Here is a 20593-nt window from a genome sequence, read left to right on the forward strand (position 1 = left end):
CGGTCGTCTTCGCGCTGCGTCGCGCAATCGCGAACGGTACTCAGCCTCACCCGTTCGGCGCAGCCCTCCCCCCGCGGCGCCCGGGCCTGGGCGGGACGGGGTGGTGTTGTCCACAGGGGACGCCCGCAGGTTATCCACAGCGGTTGACACCTTACGACGGCCGTCCCACCATGGAATCGCACGGACCGAACGATCGGTCGGGAGAAGGCTCGGGCAGAGCCGAGGCCGGGGCACCGAGCCCAGGCCCAAGGTGAAGGGGGACCGCATGGCGACAGCAGCCGCGCACCAGACGGCCCGCACACAGCCGCACACCGCACAGACCGGCGGACGCGACGAAAGCGGCCGAAGCGGCGCCGACGAGGCCTACGAGCGCGCCTTCGACGCCACCGTGGCCGCCGACGAGCGCATCGAGCCACGCGACTGGATGCCCGACGCCTACCGCGCCACGCTGGTGCGCCAGATCGCCCAGCACGCCCACTCCGAGATCATCGGCATGCAGCCGGAAGCCAACTGGATCACCCGCGCGCCCTCCCTGCGCCGCAAGGCCATCCTGATGGCGAAGGTCCAGGACGAGGCGGGCCACGGCCTCTACCTGTACAGCGCGGCCGAAACCCTCGGCACCGGACGCGAGGAACTCCTCGACAAGCTCCACACCGGCCGCCAGAAGTACTCCTCCATCTTCAACTACCCGACGCTGACCTGGGCGGACGTCGGCGCGATCGGCTGGCTGGTGGACGGCGCCGCAATCACCAACCAGGTCCCCCTGTGCCGCTGCTCCTACGGCCCGTACGCGCGCGCGATGGTCCGCATCTGCAAGGAGGAGTCCTTCCACCAGCGCCAGGGCTACGAACTGCTGCTCGCCCTCAGCCGCGGCACCGCGGAGCAGCACGCGATGGCGCAGGACGCGGTGGACCGCTGGTGGTGGCCCTCGCTGATGATGTTCGGCCCGCCCGACGACGAGTCCGCGCACTCCGCGCAGTCGATGGCATGGAAGATCAAGCGCCACTCGAACGACGAACTGCGCCGGCGCTTCGTCGACATCTGCGTCCCCCAGGCCCAGTCCCTCGGCCTCACCCTCCCCGACCCGGACCTGACGTGGAACGAGGAAGAGGGGCACTACGACTTCGGCCCCATCGACTGGACCGAGTTCAAGGAAGTCCTCAAGGGCAACGGCCCCTGCAACGAACAGCGGATAACCCAACGCAGGCGCGCACACGACGAGGGCGCATGGGTCCGAGAGGCGGCCGCGGCCCACGCGGCCAAGCGCGCCGGCGGGACGAAAACGGAAGTGGAGCAGGCATGACGAACACCGACTGGCCCCTGTGGGAGGTCTTCGTGCGCTCCCGGCGCGGCCTCTCCCACACCCACGCCGGCAGCCTGCACGCGCCGGACGCCGAATTCGCCCTGCGCAACGCCCGCGACCTCTACACCCGGCGCGGCGAAGGCATCTCGATCTGGGTCGTGCCGTCCTCCGCGGTCACGGCCTCCTCGCCCGACGAGAAGGACCCGTTCTTCGAACCGGCCGCCGACAAGCCCTACCGACACCCGACGTTCTACGAGATCCCGGAGGGGGTGAAGCACCTGTGACCACGACGACGAACACGCACACCCACGCCGCCGCCCTCGCCCTCGGCGACGACGCCCTGGTGCTCTCCCACCGCCTGGGGCAGTGGATGGGTCACGCGCCCGTCCTCGAAGAGGAGGTCGCCCTCGCCAACATCGCGCTCGACCTGCTGGGCCAGGCCCGGATCCTGCTGTCGATGGCCGGCGACGAGGACGAGCTGGCCTACCTGCGCGAGGAACGCGCCTTCCGCAACCTCCAGTTGGTCGAGCAGCCCAACGGCGACTTCGCCCACACCATCGCCCGCCAGCTGTACTTCTCCACCTACCAGCACCTGCTGTACGCACAACTGGCCGCCCGCGAGGGCCCGTTCGCCGGGCTCGCGGCGAAAGCCGTCAAAGAGGTCGCCTACCACCGCGACCACGCCGAACAGTGGACACTGCGGCTCGGCGACGGCACCGAGCTCAGCCACGAGCGGATGCAGCGCGCCTGCGATGCGCTGTGGCGGTTCACCGGAGAGATGTTCCGCCCGCTCCACGGCCTCGACCTCGACGGCACGAACCTTGACGGCACGAACCTTGACGGCACGAACCTCGACGGCACGAACCTCGACGGCACGAACCTTGACAGCACAGACTGCGACGGAACGGCCCCCGATGAGCCGTCCCCGGCCGGGACGGACCTGGACACGGCCTGGCTGGAGTCGGTGAAAAACGTGCTGGGGGGGGCCGGCCTGGCAGTGCCCGAAGGGCCACGCACCGGAGCCTGGAGCGCCGGCGCCGGCCGCGAAGGCCTGCACACCGAGTCGTTCGGCCCGATGCTCGCCGAGATGCAACACCTGCACCGCAGCCACCCGGGGGCGTCATGGTGACACTCACCCCGCTGGAGGCGGAACTCCTCGCGGTCGCCGGTTCGGTGCCCGACCCCGAGCTGCCCGTGCTCACCCTCCAGGAACTCGGCGTGCTGCGCGCGGTGCACATCCGCGACACGGACACCGTCGAAGTCGAACTGACCCCCACCTACACCGGCTGCCCAGCGGTGGAGGCGATGTCCGTCGACATCGAAAGGGCGCTGCACGAGCACGGGGTACGCGAGGTCACCGTGCGCACCGTCCTCACACCCGCCTGGTCGACCGACGACATCTCCGCCGAAGGACGCCGCAAACTGCGAGAGTTCGGCATCGCCCCACCCCGCAGCACCCGGGCCGTCCCGGGCCCGGTGCCCCTGACGCTGGGCCCTACGCACACCCTCCACAGCGAACGGGAACACGGGCCGGACGAACCGGTCCGCTGCCCGCACTGCGGTTGCGCCGACACCGAACTGCTCAGCCGCTTCTCCTCCACCGCCTGCAAGGCGCTACGTCGCTGCCTCGCCTGCCGGGAACCCTTCGACCACTTCAAGGAGTTGTGATGGCCCGCTTCCACCCGCTCCAGGTGGCCGCGGTGGAGCGCCTCACGGACGACTCCGTCGCCCTCACCCTCACGGTCCCCGACAAACTCCGCGAGGAGTACCGGCACACCCCCGGACAGCATCTCGCCCTGCGCCGCGTGGCCGACGGGGCCGAGGTCCGGCGAACGTACTCGATCTGCTCGCCCGCACCCGACCCCGACGGCGAGGGACCCCGCACGCTGCGAGTGGGCGTACGCCTCGTCGAGGACGGAGCCTTCTCGACGTACGCACTCAAGGAGATCAACGTCGGCGACGAGCTGGAGGTGATGACTCCGGCCGGCCGGTTCACCCTCGACCCCGCACCCGGTCTGTACGCGGCGATCGTCGGCGGCAGCGGCATCACCCCGGTGCTGTCGATCGCCTCCACGCTGCTGGCCCGCGAGCCCGCGGCCCGGTTCTGCCTCATACGCAGCGACCGTACGGCCGCCTCGACGATGTTCCTGGAAGAGGTCGCCGACCTCAAGGACCGCTTCCCCGAGCGACTCCACCTGGTCACCGTCCTCTCCCGCGAGGAACAGCAGGCGGGACTTCCCTCCGGGCGGCTCGACCAGGAGCGGCTCACCGGGCTGCTCCCTTCGCTGCTGCCGGTGCAACACGTCGCGGGATGGTTCCTGTGCGGACCGTTCGGGCTCGTACAGGGCGCGGAGCGGGCACTGCGGGAACTCGGGGTCGCACGGTCCCGGATCCACGAGGAGATCTTCCACGTGGACGTCGCGGCACCCCCGGCACGCACGGCCGCCCCCGCCCACAGCACCGTGACCGCCCGGCTCGACGGCCGCGGCGGAAGCTGGCCCGTCCGCGACGGGGAGTCGGTCCTGGAGACGGTGCTGCGCAACCGGCCCGACGCGCCCTACGCCTGCAAGGGCGGCGTGTGCGGAACCTGCCGGGCCTTCCTGGTCTCCGGCGAGGTCCGCATGGACCGCAACTTCGCGCTGGAGCCGGAGGAGACGGACTCCGGGTATGTGCTGGCGTGCCAGTCGCATCCGCTGACGGAGGCGGTGGAGGTGGACTTCGACCGGTGAGGAGCAGGGCCTCGGCTACTGTTCCCTTCTTCTAGAACCTGTTCTATCTTGACGCTCCGTCAGATCAGCTGACCCGTCGGGAGGACAGGCCGTGGACTTCACCTTCACCGAGGAGCAGCAGGCCGCGGCCGAGGCGGCGCGGGGAGTCTTCGCCGGAGTCGCCCCCGACGCCGTGCCGAGCCCCGCGCTCACCAAGGGCGCCGTGGCCGACGGCTTCGACCGCGCACTGTGGTCCAGGCTCGCCGCGGCGGACCTGCTGAGCCTGCTCCTCGACGAAAAGTCCGGCGGTGCGGGCCTCGACGCGATCGCGCTCTGCCTGGTCCTGCGCGAGTCGGCGAAGGTGCTCGCACGGGTACCACTGCTGGAGAACAGCGCTGCCATGGCCGCCGTACAGGCCTACGGCAGCCCGCAGTTGAAGTCCTCCCTCCTCACCCGGGCCGGACAGGGCGAGGTCGTCCTGACCGTCGCCACGAACGGCCGCACGGGCCACGACCCGGCCGAACTAGCTGTCACCGCCCGCCAGGACGGCCCCGACGCCATGAGCGGCGCGGGAGACTCCGGCGGTCAGTGGGTGCTGGACGGGGTGCAGACGGCGGTGTCGTGGGCGTACGACGCCGACTTCATCGTCGTACCGGCGCGCACCGGGGACGACCGGAGCGTCCTCGCCGTCATCCCCCGCCAACACGAAGGGGTCGAGCTCGCCGAACAGATCTCCACCACCGGCGAACGGCTCGGCGAACTACGCCTCGACTCGGCGCGGATCGCCGCCCGGGACGTCATCACCGCCGACGACGCCTGGGAGTGGCTGCGCGCCCTGCTGACCACCGGGACCTGTGCGCTGGCGCTCGGTCTGGGCGAACGCGCACTGGCGATGACCAGCGACTACGCCGGCAAGCGGGAGCAGTTCGGGCACCCCATCGCCAGCTTCCAGGCCGTCGCCGTGCAGACCGCCGACCGCTACATCGACCTGCGCGCGATGGAGGTCACTCTGTGGCAGGCCGCCTGGCGGATCGCCTCCGGGGCCCCGGGAGCACTGCCCGCCTCCGGTGACGTCGCCGTGGCCAAGATCTGGGCCTCCGACGCCGTACGGCGGATCGTGCAGACCGCGCAGCATCTGCACGGGGGCTTCGGCGCCGACGTCGACTACCCACTGCACCGCTACCACGCCTGGGCCAAGCACCTGGAACTGTCACTCGGCCCGGCCGCGGCACACGAGGAAGCACTCGGCGACCTCCTGGCCGCCCACCCCCTCGGCTGACCGACCCGACACGCCCACGGGACTTGCCTGCCTGCCGCCTGCCGCCTGCCGCCTGCCGCCTACAGAACGAAGCCCGGCCGGCCCTCGTCCGTGACGACCGGGCGGCCCGCGGCGGCCCAGATCTGCATGCCGCCGTCGACGTTCACGGCCTCCAGGCCCTGTTGGACGAGATACATCGTGACCTGGGCCGAACGCCCGCCGGAACGGCAGATCACATGGACCCGCCCGTCCTGCGGAGCCGCCTCGGTCAGCTCGCCATAGCGGGCGACGAACTCGCTGATGGGGATGTGCAGTGCCCCTTCGGCGTGGCCCGCCTGCCACTCGTCGTCCTCACGGACGTCCAGCAGGAAATCGCCGTCCTTGAGGTCTCCGACCTCGACCGTGGGCACACCAGCTCCGAAACTCATGCCCCGACGCTACCCGACCCCGCAACCGTCACGACGCCCCCACCAGCCCACCGGCCCGGCACCGACACGACACCGGCATCGGCACCGGCACCGGCACCCACCAGCTCGGCGCTAACCCACCAGCTCGGCCAGCTCCGCCTCACGGGCGGCGACATCGGCGAGAAGCTTGTCGGCGATCTCGTCCAGCAGACGATCGGGGTCGTCCGGGGCCATCCGAAGCATCGAGCCGATCGCGCTGTCCTCCAGCTCCCGGGCGACCAGCGTGAGCATCTCCTTGCGCTGAGCGAGCCACTCGAGACGGGCGTAGAGCTCCTCACTCGGGCTCGGGCTGCGCTCGGCGGGCACCGGACCGGCCGCCCACTCCTCGGCCAGCTCACGCAGGAGCACCTCGTCCCCGCGGGCGTAAGCCGCGTTCACACGGGTGATGAACTCCTCCCGCCGGGCCCGCTCGGCGTCCTCCTGCGCCAGGTCGGGGTGAGCCTTGCGGGCCAGCTCGCGGTACAGCTTGCGGGCCTCCTCGCTCGGCCGCACCCGCTCCGGAGGCCTCACCGACTGCTCCGCGAGCATCGCCGCAGCCTCCGGGAACAGCCCCTCGCCGTCCATCCAGCCGTGGAACAGCTCCTCCACCCCCGGCATCGGCATCACCCGCGCCCGCGCCTCGGCCGCCTTGCGCAGGTCCTCGGGATCACCGGTGCGGGCAGCCCTGGCCTCGGCGATCTGCGCGTCCAGCTCGTCGAGCCGGGTGTACATCGGACCGAGTTTCTGGTGGTGGAGCCGCGAGAAGTTCTCGACCTCGACGCGGAAGGTCTCCACCGCGATCTCGAACTCGATCAACGCCTGCTCGGCGGCCCGCACGGCCTGCTCCAGCCGCGCCTCGGGCCGGGGCTGCTCAGCTTCGGGGGTCGTCACCCGACCAGCCTAGGCCAACGCCACCCCGACCACCGCTGCCAACCACCGCTGCCAACCACCGCCCGGCCCGGGCTGGGGGGCTCGGGCGGCTCGGACGACTCCGGGGGGCTCCCCCCTCCCTCCCCCTCCCCTCCCGCCCCCGCCCACCCCACACCCGCCCACCCCGCTTCCCGGTCTCGGCGGACCGCCACCGGCGTCCCGGGGCGGCAGGCAGACACCTGGTCTGCCCGCCGAGATCGACCTACGTGCCGGCCGAGATCACATGCCTCAGGTCGTGAGGTCTGCACGGCAAGGTCGACGTACGTGGCGACGTACGTCAGCGAGCCCCGCTCACACTCCTAATGGCGTCGTAAGACGTTCGTCTTGATCCTGCTGGCGAACGTCTTGAGTGAGCCGGCATGCGGTGATCCGTAGCCGCTCCTGAGGCCTGACCTCCCAAGACAGAGTCGGCCCCGCATGCCAGCCCACTCGTTTCGTTCCTCATCGTGCGGAGGGGGCGGGGGCGGCCCGCGCTCTGGCCTTCGTCCCGCGCGGACCGCCCCCGCCCCCTCCGCCGAAGGACACAACAGCGGCATCGTTGACTCGTGGTCCAAGCCGCCGCCAGGGAAACACCTCTCACCGCTCGGCGAACGCTTCAGTTCCGCAGCTGACCGAGACCCCTGACGACCGCTGGGATTGCGAACGACTGATCGGATGACGGGCCGTTGAGCCCTGCCATTAGGAAGACGCGCAACCCCTGCCCGGCGAGGACCAACACACCACCGCCAATCAGAGGACACCCCTATGACCAGCGTGTTCTGCGGTATCGACTGGGCCACCGACCACCACGACATCGCCCTGCTCGACGAGAGCGGCACCCTCCTCGCCAAGCTCCGCATCGACGACAACCCCACGGGCCTCGCCCAGCTCCTCGACCTCCTGGCCCGCCACGGAGACAACCCCGACAACCCGATCCCCGTCGCCATCGAGACCTCCCACGGGCTCCTGGTCGCCTGCCTGCGCGCCACCGGCCGACCGGTCTACGTCATCAACCCGCTCACCGCCGCCCGCTACCGCGACCGCTACGCACTCAGCCGCAAGAAGTCCGACCACCTCGACGCCAAAGTCCTCGCCCACATCCTGCGCACCGACCCCGCCGAACACCGCCCCCTGCCCGCCGACAGCCACCTCGCCCAAGCCATCACCGTCCTGGCCCGAGCCCAGCAGGACGCCGTCTGGAACCGCGTCGAGACCGGCAACCGACTGCGCTCCCACCTGCGCGAATACTTCCCCGCCTTCCTCACCGTCTTCAGACACTTCCGCGAAGGCCTCGCCTCACCCGTCAGCCGCACCCTGCTCGCCACGGCACCCACGCCCACGCAGGCCGCCCAGCTCACCCGCCCCCAACTGCGGGCAATCCTCAAAAAGGCCGGCCGCCAACGCGAGATCACCGCCGAGGTCGAGCGCCTCCACGGCTTACTGCGCGAACCACAGATGCATCAACCGCCCCTGGTGGAGCAGGCGATGGGCACCAAAGCCCTCGCCCTGCTACGGCAGTTCGAGGCGGCCTGCACCAGCGCCGACGAGCTGGAAGCCGCGGTCGTCGACGCCTTCACCGCCCACGACGACGCCGAAATCATCACCAGCTTCCCCGGCCTCGGCCACCTCACCGGCGCCCGCGTCCTGGCCGAACTCGGCGACGACCACACCCGCTTCGCCACCGCCCGCGCACTCAAGGCCTACGCCGGATCCGCCCCCATCACCAGATCCTCCGGACGCAAGACCACCGTCCTGGCCAGGCACATCAAGAACCAGCGCCTCGCCTCAGCCGGCTACAACTGGGCCTTCGCCGCCCTCACAGCATCCCCCGGAGCACGAGCCCACTACGACCGCCGCCGAGCAACCGAAGAACGACACGTCGCAGCACAACGCAACCTGTTCAACCGCATGCTCGGCTGCCTGCACCACTGCCTCACCCGCCGCATCCCCTACGACGAGCAGACCGCCTTCCCCGACACCGCTTGACTGATCAACCGCATCGGATGTCTGTCTCGGCCGCGATCCGTCCCGCCCGTACGGCCGCCACCAGGTCCGTATGGTCGGCTTCGGTGCGGTCGGCGTAGGTGACGGCGAACGTGGCGATCGCGTCGTCGAGTTCCTCGTTCTTGCCGCAGTAGCCGGCGATCAGGCGCGGGTCGGCGCTGTGGGAGTGAGCGCGGGCCAGGAGGGCGCCGGTCATGCGGCCGTAGTCGTCGACTTGGTCGGCGGCGAGCGCGGACGGGTCGACGCTGCCCTTGCGGTTGCGGAACTGCCGTACCTGGAAGGGGCGACCGTCGACCGTCGTCCAGCCCAGAAGTATGTCGCTGACGACCTGCATGCGTTTCTGCCCGATCACCACCCGGCGGCCCTCGTGGTCCACCTCCGGCGTTTCGAAGCCGGCCGTCAGCAGGTGCGGAACCAGGGCCGACGCGCGGGCTTCCTTCACCTGGAGGATGAGCGGTTCTCCCCGGTGGTCCAGCAACAGCACCACGTACGACCTGGTGCCGACACTGCCCGTGCCGACGATGCGGAAGGCGACGTCGTGCACGGCGTGACGGGCCAGGAGGGGATGGCGGTCCTCGGACAGGGTGGTCAGGTAGTGCTCCAGGGACGCGGCCACCGCGGCGGCCTCCGCGTCCGGGACTCGGCGCAGTACCGGTGCCGCGTCGACGAAGCGGCGGCCGCCGTTCTCCGTCGGCTCGGTCGATTTGGCCGCGAACCGCCCGCTGGTGTTGGCCCGCGCCTTCTCCGAGACCCGTTCCAGGGTGCCCAGCAGGTCGTGGGCGTCGGTGTGGGAGACGAGCTCCTCGTCGGCGATGGCGTTCCACGCGTCCAGCACCGGGAGCCTGGCCAGGAGTCGCATGGTGCGGCGGTAGGAGCCGGCCGCGCCGTGCGCTGCTCTGCGGCAGGTGTCCTCGTCCGCGCCGGCTTCCCGGCCTGCGAGCACCAGGGAGGCGGCGAGGCGCTTGAGGTCCCATTCCCAGGGTCCGTCGACCGTCTCGTCGAAGTCGTTCAGGTCGATGACCAGTCCGCCGCGGGCGTCGCCGTACAGACCGAAGTTGGCGGCGTGGGCGTCACCGCAGATCTGCGCGCGGATCCCGGTCATCGGGGTGCGGGCCAGGTCGTACGCCATGAGGCCCGCGGAGCCGCGCAGGAACGCGAATGGCGTCGCCGCCATCCGGCCGACCCTTATCGGCGTCAGTTCCGGGATGCGGCCCTGGTTGGACTCCTCGACCGCCGTCACGGCGTCCGGGCGGGCGGCGTGCAGGTCGAGTGCGGCATGCGCCGACCGGGAGACCCGGCCACGCAGCGCCCTGCCCTCCTCCTTGGGCGAGCGCAGACCGTCCCCGGCCGGCCCCGCCCCATCAGCAGACCGCTCGACGGGCCACTCCGCGAACCCACGCACCCGGGGAAGCCTGCGTGCCCCGCCCGTCTCCATCCCGGTCCCTGTACCGGTGCCGACGCCAGCTCCCACACGGACACCGACACCGACACCACCGACTGCCTCGGTCGCCATGACCGCCTCCCCCGCATGCATACGTCCATCGGCTCGACGAGCCGAACATCAACTTGTGCCGACCGTACAGCCCGGCGGCCAAGGGGTGGCAGCCCCTGTGGATAACTCCCCACCTGTGGACAACGCCTCTGCCGACCCCTGCCAACCGGCAGGTGTTTCACGTGAAACATGACACCGCCGTGCGCAGCCGCCGACGCAGCGAGCCGGTGAGCGGCTCGTCCTGTCTGCCGGATCATGGTCGCCGTTGGGATGAGCTTCGCCATACATGCGACGCCAGGCCGCGGTCCGGGCGAGCGAGCGCGGTGTAGTCCGCTGCGCCCTCGCCTGACGCCGGTCAGCGCCCTGAGATGTTCCTCACACACCGTGAGCAACCGTGGCCAGCACTCGCCTGCGCTCGCCTGCACTCTTCAGTGCGGGCGCGTGCTCCGGGGTACGCGAAAGCCCCACAGGTCCCGGACCTGTGGGGCTTTCAGCTGGTCTGGTGCGCGAGGGGGGAGTTGAACCCCCACGCCCTTGCGGGCACTGGAACCTGAATCCAGCGCGTCTGCCTATTCCGCCACCCGCGCATTGGGTGTGTCCTCGGGTTTGTGGGCTTTTCGGCCCGCCGCCTTCCGACATGCAGAACATTAGCACGCGGTCCAGGGTGCGTTCACATCCCTATTTCGCGGGCAGGGAGCAGGTGGGGGACGGTCGGCGACCCCGTACGTCTCCGTGGTGACTGGTTCACGTATCAACCTCGTACCTATGGCGGCCGTCTCCCCAGGAGCCGGACCAGTCGCACAGTCAGGTGCGGGACACTGGTCCACGGCCGCCTCTACGATCCAGGCAGAAGCGAGAGTCCGAAGAAGGTGCGCACGAGGGAGCGCACGAGGGAGTCGACACCCGTCGACGGGGCCGACAGGGGGAACCAGCCGATTCACCGGCGCGTGGATACGATCAGTAAGCAGTACCAGGTAAGCGGCAACGTGACCGGCAAGGCAAGCGGCACGGCACAGGACGGCAGCCACTACGGAGGAGGTGCCCCATGGGAGTTCTGAAGAAGTTCGAGCAGCGTCTCGAGGGTCTGGTCAACGGCACCTTCGCCAAGGTCTTCAAGTCCGAGGTCCAGCCCGTCGAGATCGCCGGCGCGCTCCAGCGTGAGTGCGACAACAACGCGACCATCTGGAACCGCGACCGCACGGTCGTCCCCAACGACTTCATCGTGGAGTTGAGCACGCCGGACTACGAGCGGCTCAGCCCCTACTCGGGCCAGCTCGGCGACGAGCTCGCCGGCATGGTGCGCGACTACGCCAAGCAGCAGCGCTACACCTTCATGGGGCCGATCAAGGTCAACCTGGAGAAGGCTGACGACCTCGACACCGGCCTGTACCGGGTGCGCAGCCGTACGCTCGCCTCCTCCAGCAGCCAGGCGCCGGAGCAGGCGCCCGCCGCGGGCGGCAGACAGCGGCCCGGCGGACCGGGCAGCGCTCCGTATCTCAGCGCCGGCGCCGGAGCCGGAGCCGCGGCTCCGCCCATGCCGTCCTCTCCGCCGCCCGGCGCCCCCGGCGCCCGCCCCGGCGGTTACGGCTACCCGCCCGCCGCAGGCGCGCAGCGCCCCGGCGGGGCAGGTGGGGGGCTGGCCGGGGCTCCGCAGCCCGGCTCCCGCACCCGCCACTGGATCGAGATCAACGGTGCCCGCCACCAGATCTCCCGTGCGACGCTGGTGCTGGGCCGCAGCACCGAGGCCGACGTGCGGATCGATGACCCCGGCGTGTCGCGTCGGCACTGCGAGATCCGGACCGGTTCGCCCTCGACGATCCAGGATCTCGGTTCCACCAACGGCATCGTGGTGGACGGGCAGCACACCACGCGCGCTACGCTCCGCGACGGCTCGCGGATCGTCGTGGGCAGCACCACCATCATTTACCGGCAAGCCGAAGGGTGAAGCGGGGGCAATGTCAGAGCTGACCCTCACGGTCATGCGGCTGGGTTTCCTGGCCGTACTGTGGCTGTTCGTGATCGTGGCCGTGCAGGTCATCCGCAGCGACCTGTTCGGTACGCGTGTCACCCAGCGCGGGTCGCGCCGGGAGGCGGGGCGGGCGCAGCAGCAGGCCCAGCGCCAGCAGGCGCCCCCGCAGCAGCGCCAGCAGCCGGCCGCCGCCGGTCGCACGCGCCGTAACGCACCGACGAAGCTGGTCGTGTCCGAGGGCACCCTCACCGGCACCACCGTCGCGCTCCAGGGCCAGACCATCACGCTGGGCCGGGCGCACGACAGCACGATCGTGCTGGACGACGACTACGCCTCCAGCCGCCATGCCAGGATCTATCCGGACCGCGACGGTCAGTGGATCGTCGAGGACCTGGGCTCCACCAACGGCACGTATCTCGACCGATCGCGGCTGACGACTCCCACACCGATCCCGCTGGGCGCGCCGATCCGTATCGGCAAGACCGTCATCGAGCTTCGGAAGTAGTGCTGCATCATGAGTGAGCGCGAGCGGAGCGAGCACGCGGCGGCGGCCGGCACTCAGGGCCCCGGTGTGCTCCCGAGCGGAGGGTGGGCAGTGTGGCTCGACACGACCGGCTGTACCCGGGGCCGACGGGCGAGGTGCGCATGAGTCTGTCACTGCGTTTCGCCGCCGGATCGCACAAGGGCATGATCCGGGAGGGCAACGAGGACTCCGGTTACGCCGGTCCGCGCCTGCTCGCCATCGCCGACGGCATGGGTGGCGCCGCCGCGGGTGAGGTCGCCTCCTCGGAGGCCATCTCCACGATCGTCGCCCTCGACGACGACGTCCCGGGCTCCGATGTTCTGACCTCGCTCGGTACCGCCGTCCAGCGCGCCAATGATCAGCTGCGCGCGCTGGTGGAGGAGGATCCGCAGCTCGAGGGCATGGGGACCACGCTGACCGCTCTGCTGTGGACGGGCCAGCGGCTGGGTCTGGTGCATGTCGGCGACTCGCGTGCCTATCTGTTGCGTGACGGCGTGCTGACGCAGATCACGCAGGACCACACCTGGGTGCAGCGCCTCGTCGACGAGGGCCGTATCACCGAGGAAGAGGCCACCACGCATCCGCAGCGCTCGCTGCTGATGCGCGCGCTGGGCAGCGGCGAGCATGTCGAGCCGGACCTCTCCATCCGGGAGGTCCGCGCCGGCGACCGGTATCTGATCTGTTCCGACGGGCTGTCCGGGGTCGTCTCCCACCAGACGCTCGAGGACACTCTCGCCAGTTACCAGGGCCCGCAGGAGACGGTGCAGGAGCTGATCCAGCTCGCGTTGCGCGGCGGCGGCCCGGACAACATCACCGTGATCGTCGCCGACGTCCTGGACCTGGACACCGGGGACACGCTCGCCGGGCAGCTGTCGGACACTCCGGTGGTGGTCGGCGCGGTCGCCGAGAACCAGCTGCAGCTGCACGACAACGGCATCATGCAGACGCCGGCGGGCCGGGCCTCCGGTCTCGGCCGCAGGCAGCAGGGGCACGGCGGGGGCGGCGAGTTCGGACCGCCCGGCTCGGGCGGTGACATCACCGGCTTCATCCCGACCGACGGCTTCGGCGACTACACCGACGACGACTTCGTGAAGCCGCGCAAGGGCCGTAAGTGGCTGAAGAGATCCTTCTACAGCGTGCTCGCGCTCGCCGTGATCGGCGGCGGACTGTACGGCGGCTGGCGCTGGACGCAGACGCAGTACTACGTCGGCTCCAAGGACGAGCATGTCGCCCTGTACCGGGGCATCAGTCAGGACCTGGCGTGGGTGTCGTTGTCGAAGATCGAGAAGGACCACCCCGAGATCGAACTCAAGTACCTCCCGGAGTACCAGCAGAAGCTGGTCGAGTCGACGATCGCCGAGGGCGATCTGTCCGCCGCCCAGAAGAAGATCGACGAGCTGGCCGTCCAGGCCTCCGCCTGCAAGAAGCAGGCCGATGCCACCCCGGCGGGCAAGACCGGCTCGAAGGCCGGCTCGAAGACCGGTTCGAAGACCGGCACGGGCGAGGCCGGCGGCACCACGGGAACCACCCCCACGTCGCTCACGTCCAAGGCATCGCCGAGCCCCTCGGCAACCGCGTCCCCGTCCGTATCCGCGACCGCCACTCCCACCCCCGGCCCCAGCCTTTCGGAGGAAGAGCAGAAGGTCGTCTCGCGGTGCGGTGAGCAGTAGGCAAGCCGTGAGAGGCCCCGTCACACGATGAGCAGTACTACCAACTCGCCGACGCACCACACGTCCACGATCGGCTCGATCGGTACGCCGAGCCGGCGCAACACCGAGCTCGCGCTGCTGGTGTTCGCCGTCGTCATCCCGGTCTTCGCCTACGCCAACGTGGGCCTGGCCATCAACGAGCAGGTGCCGTCCGGCCTCCTGGCCTACGGGCTGGGTCTCGGTCTGCTGGCCGGCGTCGCCCATCTCGTCGTCCGCAAGTTCGCGCCGTACGCCGATCCGCTGCTGCTGCCGCTGGCCACGCTGCTGAACGGGCTGGGTCTGGTCGCCATCTGGCGTCTGGACCAGTCCAAGTACCTGCAGCAGGCCGAGCAGGCCGGTACGGCCGCGCCGCGGCAGCTGCTGTACACGGCGATGGGCATCGCCCTGTTCATCGTGGTGCTGATCTTCCTGAAGGACCACCGCGTTCTGCAGCGGTACACGTACATCTCGATGGTCGGCGCGATCTTCCTGCTGCTGCTGCCGCTCGTGCCGGGTCTCGGCCAGAACATCTACGGCGCCAAGATCTGGATCTCGGTGGCCGGTTTCTCCATCCAGCCCGGTGAGTTCGCCAAGATCGTGCTGGCGATCTTCTTCGCCGGCTATCTGATGGTGAAGCGGGACGCCCTGGCCCTGGCCAGCCGCCGTTTCCTCGGTCTCTACCTGCCGCGCGGCCGTGACCTGGGCCCGATCATCGTCGTCTGGCTGATCTCGATCCTGATCCTGGTCTTCGAGACGGACCTCGGCACCTCGCTGCTGTTCTTCGGCATGTTCGTGATCATGCTGTACGTGGCCACCGAGCGGACCAGCTGGATCGTGTTCGGTCTGCTGATGTCCGCGGTCGGCGCGGTCGGCGTGGCCAGCGTCGAGCCGCACGTGCAGCAGCGCGTCCAGGCCTGGCTCAACCCGATGAAGGAGTACAAGCTCTCCCAGGCGGGTGTCGGCGGCCACTCCGAGCAGGCCATGCAGGCGCTGTGGGCGTTCGGCTCCGGCGGCACCCTCGGCACCGGCTGGGGGCAGGGCCATTCGGAGCTGATCAAGTTCGCCGCCAACTCCGACTTCATCCTCGCCACCTTCGGTGAGGAGCTGGGGCTGGCCGGCATCATGGCGCTGCTGCTGCTGTACGGCCTGATCGCGGAGCGCGGCGTGCGGACCGCCCTCGCCGCCCGCGACCCGTTCGGCAAGCTGCTCGCGATCGGTCTCTCCGGCGCGTTCGCCCTGCAGGTGTTCGTCGTCGCCGGCGGTGTGATGGGGCTCATCCCGCTCACCGGTATGACGATGCCGTTCCTGGCGTACGGCGGTTCGTCCGTCATCGCCAACTGGGCGTTGATCGGCATCCTGCTCAGAATCAGCGACACGGCGCGCCGTCCGGCGCCCGCCCCCGCCTCCAACCCCGACGCCGAGATGACCCAGGTGGTCCGCCCGTCATGAACAAGCCCCTGCGCCGGATCGCGATCTTCTGCGGCCTTCTCGTGCTGACCCTGCTGCTGCGGGACAACTACCTGCAGTACGTCAAGGCGGACAGCCTCGCCAGCGACACCTACAACCGCCGCGTCAACATCACGCGCTACTCCACCCCGCGCGGCAACATCATCGTCGACGGCAAGGCCATCACCGGTTCGGTGGAGACCAGCGGCGACTACAAGTACAAGCGCACCTGGACCGACGGCGCCATGTGGGCGCCGGTCACCGGCCGCTCTTCGCAGGCGTTCGGCGCCAACCAGCTGGAGAAGCTGGAGGACGGCATCCTCAGCGGCAACGACGACCGGCTCTTCTTCCGTAACACCCTGGACATGATCACGGGCAAGGAGAAGGAGGGCGGCAGCGTCATCACCACCCTCAACGCCGCCGCGCAGAAGGCCGCGTACGACGGGCTCGCCGGGAAGAAGGGCGCGGTCGCCGCGATCGAGCCGTCCACCGGCAAGATCCTCGCGCTGGTCTCCGCGCCGTCGTACGACCCGTCGAAGTTCGCCGGGTCCTCCGACAAGGACCAGGAGGCGTGGAACGCGGTCCAGAAGAAGAACGACCCCGACGACCCGATGCTGAACCGGGCGCTGCGCGAGACCTACCCGCCGGGCTCCACGTTCAAGGTGGTCACGGCCGCGGCGGCGCTGGAGAACGGCGAGGTCGACGGCATCGACTCCAAGACCAACACCCCGGACCCGTTCCCGCTGCCGCAGTCCACGCAGAAGCTCGGCAACGAGCACGGCGACTGTGAGAACGCCACGCTGCGCTACGCGCTGATGGTGTCCTGCAACACCGTCTTCGCGAAGATGGCCGACAACGTCGGCAACGAGAAGATGATCGCGCAGGCCGAGAAGTTCGGTTTCAACGAGGCCGAGCTGGACACGCCGGTGCGCGCCGCCGAGTCCGTCTACCCCAAGGACAACCAGCCGCAGAACGCGCTGGACGGCATCGGCCAGGGTTCCAACCGCGCCACCCCGCTGCAGATGGCCATGGTCGCCTCGGCGGTCGCCAACGACGGCAAGCTGATGAAGCCGTACATGGTCGACGAGCTCAGGGCCCCGAACCTGGACACCCTGGAGACGACCGAGCCCCAGCAGCTGTCCCAGGCCGTCTCCTCCAAGACCGCGCAGGCCCTGCAGCAGATGATGGAGACGGTCGTCAACGACCCGCAGGGCACCGGCGGAAAGGCCAAGATCAACGGCGTCGTCGTCGGCGGCAAGACCGGTACCGCCCAGCACGGCCTCAACAACAGCGAGAAGCCGTACGCCTGGTTCATCTCGTACGCGAAGCTGTCCGACGGCAGCGCGCCGGTGGCCGTCGCGGTCGTCGTCGAGGACGGCGCCGCCAACCGTAGCGACATCACCGGCGGCGGTCTGGCCGGTCCGATCGCAAGGGACGTGATGAAGGCAGTCATCGACAGCAAGAAGTGACCCCCATCACGTCGCCTGCACATCGGTGCACGTTGCGATACCGGTCCTGTATCGGGTGACGGGCTTGGCCAGGTCACACTGCTCCGTCCAGGTACGGTAAGCCCGGACGGCAGCCTCCGGCCGCACACGTGTGCCGGTCGGGACCGACGGAGAGGGCTGGTAGGTAGCTATGGAAGAGCCGCGTCGCCTCGGCGGCCGGTACGAGCTGGGCCATGTGCTCGGCCGTGGTGGCATGGCCGAGGTCTACCTCGCGCATGACACCCGCCTCGGCCGCACCGTGGCGGTGAAGACGCTGCGCGCGGACCTCGCGCGCGACCCTTCCTTCCAAGCCCGGTTCCGCCGGGAGGCCCAGTCCGCCGCCTCGCTGAACCACCCCGCGATCGTCGCGGTCTACGACACGGGCGAGGACTACATCGACGGGGTCTCGATCCCGTACATCGTCATGGAGTACGTCGACGGCTCCACGCTCCGCGAGCTGCTCCATTCCGGCCGCAAGCTGCTGCCGGAGCGGACGCTGGAGATGACCATCGGCATCCTCCAGGCGCTGGAGTACTCGCACAGAGCCGGCATCGTCCACCGCGACATCAAGCCCGCGAACGTCATGCTGACGCGCAACGGCCAGGTCAAGGTCATGGACTTCGGCATCGCCCGTGCGATGGGCGACTCCGGCATGACGATGACGCAGACGTCCGCGGTGATCGGCACGGCCCAGTACCTCTCGCCGGAGCAGGCCAAGGGCGAGCAGGTCGACGCGCGCTCCGACCTGTACTCGACGGGCTGTCTGCTCTACGAGCTGCTGACGGTACGGCCGCCGTTCGTGGGGGACTCCCCGGTCGCGGTGGCGTACCAGCACGTCCGGGAGGAACCGCAGCCGCCGAGTGTCTTCGACCCCGAGATCACCCCCGAGATGGACGCCATCGTCCTGAAGGCGCTGGTCAAGGACCCGAACTACCGCTACCAGTCGGCTGACGAGATGCGCCTGGACATCGAGGCCTGCCTCGACGGCCAGCCGGTCGCGGCGACGGCGGCGATGGGCTCGGTCGGCTACGGCGGGTACGGCGACGACCAGGCGACCACGGCCATGCGCTCCGCGGACGCCGGCGCCACGTCGATGCTGCCGCCCATGAACCCCGACGACGGCGGCTACGGCTACGACGACCGTCCGGCCCGGCGCCGCCAGAAGAAGTCCAACGCCTCGACGATCCTGCTGGTCCTCGCCGCGGTGCTGGTCCTCGTCGGCGCGATCCTGATCGGCAAGTGGGTGTTCACCGGCGACGGCGTCTCCGACAAGCCCTTCGCGGTCCCGAACTTCGTGAACAAGACGCAGGCCGAGGCCACGACGATGGCCAAGAACGTCGAGCTGAAGGCGGTCTTCACGCAGAAGCCGTGCGAGAGCACCGCCAAGGGCAACATCTGTTCGCAGAACCCGGCGATCGGCCAGAAGGTCAACAAGGGCGACACGGTGAACCTGGTCGTGTCGACGGGTGCGCCGAAGGTGGTCGTGCCGAGTGTCCTCGGCAAGACCCAGGACGAGGCCAAGAAGCTCCTGGAGGGCGACAAGTACCAGTTCGTCGTGGAGACGAAGGAAGAGGTCTCCGCGGAGCCGGCGGGCAACGTCATCAAGCAGAGCCTGGAACTCGGCGAAGAGGTGGAGAAGGGCACGACCATCACCCTCACCATCGCCAAGGCCGAGGAGAAGGCGACCGTCCCCGACGTCTCCAACAAGAGCTGTGACGACGCCAAGGCCCAGATGCAGCAGAACGACCTGCAGGGCAACTGCGTCGAGGTCGACACCCAGGACCCGAACCAGGTCGGCAAGGTCATCCAGACCGTCCCGTCCATCGGCTCCCAGGCCGACAAGGGCTCCACGGTCCAGATCCAGATCGGCAAGAGCAGCCAGCCCCAGCAGACCCAGGTCCCGGGCAACCTCCAGGGCATGAGCGTGAAGGACGCCAAGAAGGCTCTGCAGGACGCGGGCCTGAACGTCGGCCAGATCGCGGGCTCCTCGGACGACGACGCCCAGGTCATCGGCTCGGACCCGGCGCCCGGCAGCACCGTCAACCGGGGGCAGACGGTCAATCTGATCGCCTTCAAGAACAACAACGGCGGTAACAACGGCGGTAACAACGGCGGCGGCTTCGGCGGCTGACCGCACACCGTGAACGAAACGGGCCCCACCGGTCACCCGGCGGTTAGCCGTACGGAGGACTGAATCATTCCCCGTCAACGATGCCCCAGTGCTTGAAAGCACTGGGGCATCGCCACGTTTTTCCGAGCGCTGTCGTTGCTGCCAGACGGGATGCATGTGACCACAGCGATGGTGGCGGCGTACTTCGAGGTGGGTCTGGACATCGCCGCACTGCTGCGCCGCGACGGCTGCACCAACGTCGTCGTGCAAGGCGGCGGAAGGGACCGCGGCGTCGACATCACCGCCCTCACGGTCCACGGGCGACGCCTTGTCGTCCAATGCAAGAGGTTCGCGCCCCACAACAAGCAGAAGGCCCGAAGCCGCAAAGGCAAGTTGCGGCTTCGGGCCTTCGTCATGCTAGGTGACCGGCCCCCTCCCGAGGGGCCAGTCACTTCAGCCGAGTTCCTTCGGCGGTGTGCGGTCCGCGTCGACCTTCTGCACCCGCTCCAGCTCGCCCCACACCACGTACCGGTACCGGCTCGTGTACACCGGCGTGCAGGTGGTCAGGGTGATGTAGTGGCCGGCCTTCTTCTTGCCGGACTCCTTGGGGATCTGGCCGAGGACGTCGACGTTGTACTTCGAGGTCTCGGGAAGGACCGCGTACACCTTGTACACGTACCAGTTGTCCCGCGTCTCGAAGACGATCGGGTCGCCCTTCTCCAGCTTGTCGATGTTGTGGAACTTCGCGCCGTGGCCGTCGCGGTGGGCGGCGAGCGTGAAGTTGCCCTCCTTGCCGCTCGTCGGGAGGACGGCCTTGAGGGGGTCGGTGTAGTAGCCGGCGACGCCCTCGTTGAGGACCTTCGACGAGGTGCCCTGCTCGACCAGCACCTCGCCGTTCTTCATCGCGGGCACATGGAGGAAGCCGATGCCGTCCTTGGTGTCGAGCGCTCCGGGGCCGGTGTCCTCCTGGGCCCAGTTGTCGCGCACCTTGTCGCCCTGCCGATCGGCGTGCCGGTCGGCGACGACGTTGGTCCACCACAGCGAGTAGACGACGAACAGGCCGAGCACCAGGCCGGCCGTGATGAGAAGCTCACCGAAGACGCTGACGGCCAGCGCGATCCGGCCGCCCGCGCGGCGCCGCGGCGGGGGCTCGGACGCGTCCACGCGCGCGTGTTCTCCGTGCTCGGTGTCGCCGGTGGTCGCTGCCACGTTCACTCTGCCCCTACTCGACTGCACGCCTACCTGCTTGC

The 20593-nt window shown here is 69.6% G+C and carries 17 protein-coding genes, 1 tRNA gene and 1 pseudogene; 14 read left to right on the plus strand and 5 right to left on the minus strand.

Annotated elements, in window-relative coordinates; all coding sequences use genetic code 11:
- The first annotated feature begins 265 nt into the window (after nucleotides 1-265).
- The 6 genes from paaA to B5557_RS22290 all read left to right on the plus strand — a co-directional run bounded on the left by paaA (nucleotide 266) and on the right by B5557_RS22290 (nucleotide 5290).
- Complete coding sequence (gene paaA, locus B5557_RS22265) at nucleotides 266-1303, plus strand: 1,2-phenylacetyl-CoA epoxidase subunit PaaA (RefSeq protein WP_079661130.1); 1038 nt, start codon at nucleotides 266-268, stop codon at nucleotides 1301-1303.
- Nucleotides 1300-1587 (plus strand): 1,2-phenylacetyl-CoA epoxidase subunit PaaB, encoded by a 288-nt coding sequence (gene paaB / locus B5557_RS22270; RefSeq protein ID WP_079661131.1) that lies wholly within the window; start codon nucleotides 1300-1302, stop codon nucleotides 1585-1587. The genes paaA and paaB overlap by 4 nt, the downstream gene beginning before the upstream one ends.
- Nucleotides 1584-2432 carry a 1,2-phenylacetyl-CoA epoxidase subunit PaaC gene (gene paaC / locus B5557_RS22275; RefSeq protein ID WP_079661132.1) on the plus strand — a complete coding sequence of 283 codons (849 nt, stop codon included), beginning with the start codon at nucleotides 1584-1586 and terminating at the stop codon, nucleotides 2430-2432. Before paaB ends, paaC begins: the two co-directional genes overlap by 4 nt.
- On the plus strand, nucleotides 2426-2971 hold the full coding sequence (paaD, locus tag B5557_RS22280; protein ID WP_079661133.1) for a 1,2-phenylacetyl-CoA epoxidase subunit PaaD: 546 nt from the start codon (nucleotides 2426-2428) through the stop codon (nucleotides 2969-2971). Before paaC ends, paaD begins: the two co-directional genes overlap by 7 nt.
- A complete protein-coding gene (locus B5557_RS22285) occupies nucleotides 2971-4032 on the plus strand; it encodes a 2Fe-2S iron-sulfur cluster-binding protein (RefSeq protein ID WP_079661134.1) in 1062 nt (353 codons plus the stop codon). Before paaD ends, B5557_RS22285 begins: the two co-directional genes overlap by 1 nt.
- Before the next feature lie 91 nt (nucleotides 4033-4123).
- Nucleotides 4124-5290 (plus strand): acyl-CoA dehydrogenase family protein, encoded by a 1167-nt coding sequence (locus tag B5557_RS22290; RefSeq protein WP_079661135.1) that lies wholly within the window; start codon nucleotides 4124-4126, stop codon nucleotides 5288-5290.
- A gap of 59 nt (nucleotides 5291-5349) precedes the next feature.
- On the opposite strand, the gene B5557_RS22295 is transcribed toward B5557_RS22290, so the two are convergent.
- On the minus strand, nucleotides 5350-5679 hold the full coding sequence (locus B5557_RS22295; RefSeq protein ID WP_079661136.1) for a rhodanese-like domain-containing protein: 330 nt from the start codon (nucleotides 5677-5679) through the stop codon (nucleotides 5350-5352).
- Nucleotides 5680-5808: 129 nt separating this feature from the next.
- The gene (locus B5557_RS22300) at nucleotides 5809-6606 is read right to left on the minus strand and encodes a J domain-containing protein (protein WP_079661137.1); all 798 of its coding nucleotides are present in this window, start codon (nucleotides 6604-6606) and stop codon (nucleotides 5809-5811) included.
- Between the two features lie 783 nt (nucleotides 6607-7389).
- On the opposite strand from B5557_RS22300, the gene B5557_RS22305 reads away from it, so the two are divergent.
- Nucleotides 7390-8610 (plus strand): IS110 family transposase, encoded by a 1221-nt coding sequence (locus B5557_RS22305; RefSeq protein ID WP_079661138.1) that lies wholly within the window; start codon nucleotides 7390-7392, stop codon nucleotides 8608-8610.
- A 4-nt stretch (nucleotides 8611-8614) separates the two neighbouring features.
- Here B5557_RS22305 and B5557_RS22310 read toward each other — a convergent pair whose 3' ends face one another.
- Nucleotides 8615-10141: a DUF2252 domain-containing protein gene (locus B5557_RS22310; RefSeq protein ID WP_443031266.1), complete on the minus strand. Its 1527-nt coding sequence runs from the start codon at nucleotides 10139-10141 to the stop codon at nucleotides 8615-8617.
- Between the two features lie 479 nt (nucleotides 10142-10620).
- Nucleotides 10621-10707: transfer RNA gene (locus tag B5557_RS22315), tRNA-Leu, on the minus strand.
- Nucleotides 10708-11165: 458 nt separating this feature from the next.
- Here B5557_RS22315 and B5557_RS22320 point away from each other — a divergent pair.
- The 7 genes and pseudogenes from B5557_RS22320 to B5557_RS45285 all read left to right on the plus strand — a co-directional run.
- Nucleotides 11166-12065: an FhaA domain-containing protein gene (locus B5557_RS22320; RefSeq protein WP_079661140.1), complete on the plus strand. Its 900-nt coding sequence runs from the start codon at nucleotides 11166-11168 to the stop codon at nucleotides 12063-12065.
- 10 nt (nucleotides 12066-12075) lie between these two features.
- A complete protein-coding gene (locus tag B5557_RS22325) occupies nucleotides 12076-12594 on the plus strand; it encodes an FHA domain-containing protein FhaB/FipA (protein ID WP_069769333.1) in 519 nt (172 codons plus the stop codon).
- Between the two features lie 140 nt (nucleotides 12595-12734).
- On the plus strand, nucleotides 12735-14282 hold the full coding sequence (locus B5557_RS22330) for a Stp1/IreP family PP2C-type Ser/Thr phosphatase (protein ID WP_079661141.1): 1548 nt from the start codon (nucleotides 12735-12737) through the stop codon (nucleotides 14280-14282).
- Nucleotides 14283-14309: 27 nt separating this feature from the next.
- Nucleotides 14310-15749, plus strand: a complete 1440-nt coding sequence (locus B5557_RS22335; protein WP_079661142.1) for an FtsW/RodA/SpoVE family cell cycle protein — start codon at nucleotides 14310-14312, stop codon at nucleotides 15747-15749.
- On the plus strand, nucleotides 15746-17215 hold the full coding sequence (locus B5557_RS22340) for a peptidoglycan D,D-transpeptidase FtsI family protein (protein WP_079661143.1): 1470 nt from the start codon (nucleotides 15746-15748) through the stop codon (nucleotides 17213-17215). Before B5557_RS22335 ends, B5557_RS22340 begins: the two co-directional genes overlap by 4 nt.
- Before the next feature lie 169 nt (nucleotides 17216-17384).
- A complete protein-coding gene (gene pknB / locus B5557_RS22350; RefSeq protein ID WP_079661144.1) occupies nucleotides 17385-19364 on the plus strand; it encodes a Stk1 family PASTA domain-containing Ser/Thr kinase in 1980 nt (659 codons plus the stop codon).
- A gap of 168 nt (nucleotides 19365-19532) precedes the next feature.
- A pseudogene (locus B5557_RS45285) lies at nucleotides 19533-19685 on the plus strand (restriction endonuclease); the annotation flags it as partial.
- 111 nt (nucleotides 19686-19796) lie between these two features.
- On the opposite strand, the gene B5557_RS22360 reads toward B5557_RS45285, so the two are convergent.
- Complete coding sequence (locus B5557_RS22360) at nucleotides 19797-20552, minus strand: class E sortase (RefSeq protein ID WP_079664932.1); 756 nt, start codon at nucleotides 20550-20552, stop codon at nucleotides 19797-19799.
- Between the last annotated feature and the right edge of the window lie 41 nt (nucleotides 20553-20593).

The organism is Streptomyces sp. 3214.6 (assembly GCF_900129855.1).
In the GTDB taxonomy this organism is placed as follows: Bacteria; Actinomycetota; Actinomycetes; order Streptomycetales; family Streptomycetaceae; genus Streptomyces; species Streptomyces soliscabiei.

Excerpts from the sequence above, each read along its gene's own strand:
- paaD (WP_079661133.1), top strand. The coding sequence starts at position 2,426 with ATGGTGACACTCACCCCGCTGGAGGCGGAACTCCTCGCGGTCGCCGGT.
- B5557_RS22330 (WP_079661141.1), top strand. The coding sequence starts at position 12,735 with ATGAGTCTGTCACTGCGTTTCGCCGCCGGATCGCACAAGGGCATGATC.
- pknB (WP_079661144.1), top strand. The coding sequence starts at position 17,385 with ATGGAAGAGCCGCGTCGCCTCGGCGGCCGGTACGAGCTGGGCCATGTG.
- B5557_RS22325 (WP_069769333.1), top strand. The coding sequence starts at position 12,076 with ATGTCAGAGCTGACCCTCACGGTCATGCGGCTGGGTTTCCTGGCCGTA.
- paaA (WP_079661130.1), top strand. The coding sequence starts at position 266 with ATGGCGACAGCAGCCGCGCACCAGACGGCCCGCACACAGCCGCACACC.
- B5557_RS22305 (WP_079661138.1), top strand. The coding sequence starts at position 7,390 with ATGACCAGCGTGTTCTGCGGTATCGACTGGGCCACCGACCACCACGAC.
- B5557_RS22335 (WP_079661142.1), top strand. The coding sequence starts at position 14,310 with ATGAGCAGTACTACCAACTCGCCGACGCACCACACGTCCACGATCGGC.
- paaB (WP_079661131.1), top strand. The coding sequence starts at position 1,300 with ATGACGAACACCGACTGGCCCCTGTGGGAGGTCTTCGTGCGCTCCCGG.
- B5557_RS22320 (WP_079661140.1), top strand. The coding sequence starts at position 11,166 with ATGGGAGTTCTGAAGAAGTTCGAGCAGCGTCTCGAGGGTCTGGTCAAC.
- B5557_RS22340 (WP_079661143.1), top strand. The coding sequence starts at position 15,746 with ATGAACAAGCCCCTGCGCCGGATCGCGATCTTCTGCGGCCTTCTCGTG.
- B5557_RS22310 (WP_443031266.1), bottom strand. The coding sequence starts at position 10,141 with ATGGCGACCGAGGCAGTCGGTGGTGTCGGTGTCGGTGTCCGTGTGGGA.
- B5557_RS22285 (WP_079661134.1), top strand. The coding sequence starts at position 2,971 with ATGGCCCGCTTCCACCCGCTCCAGGTGGCCGCGGTGGAGCGCCTCACG.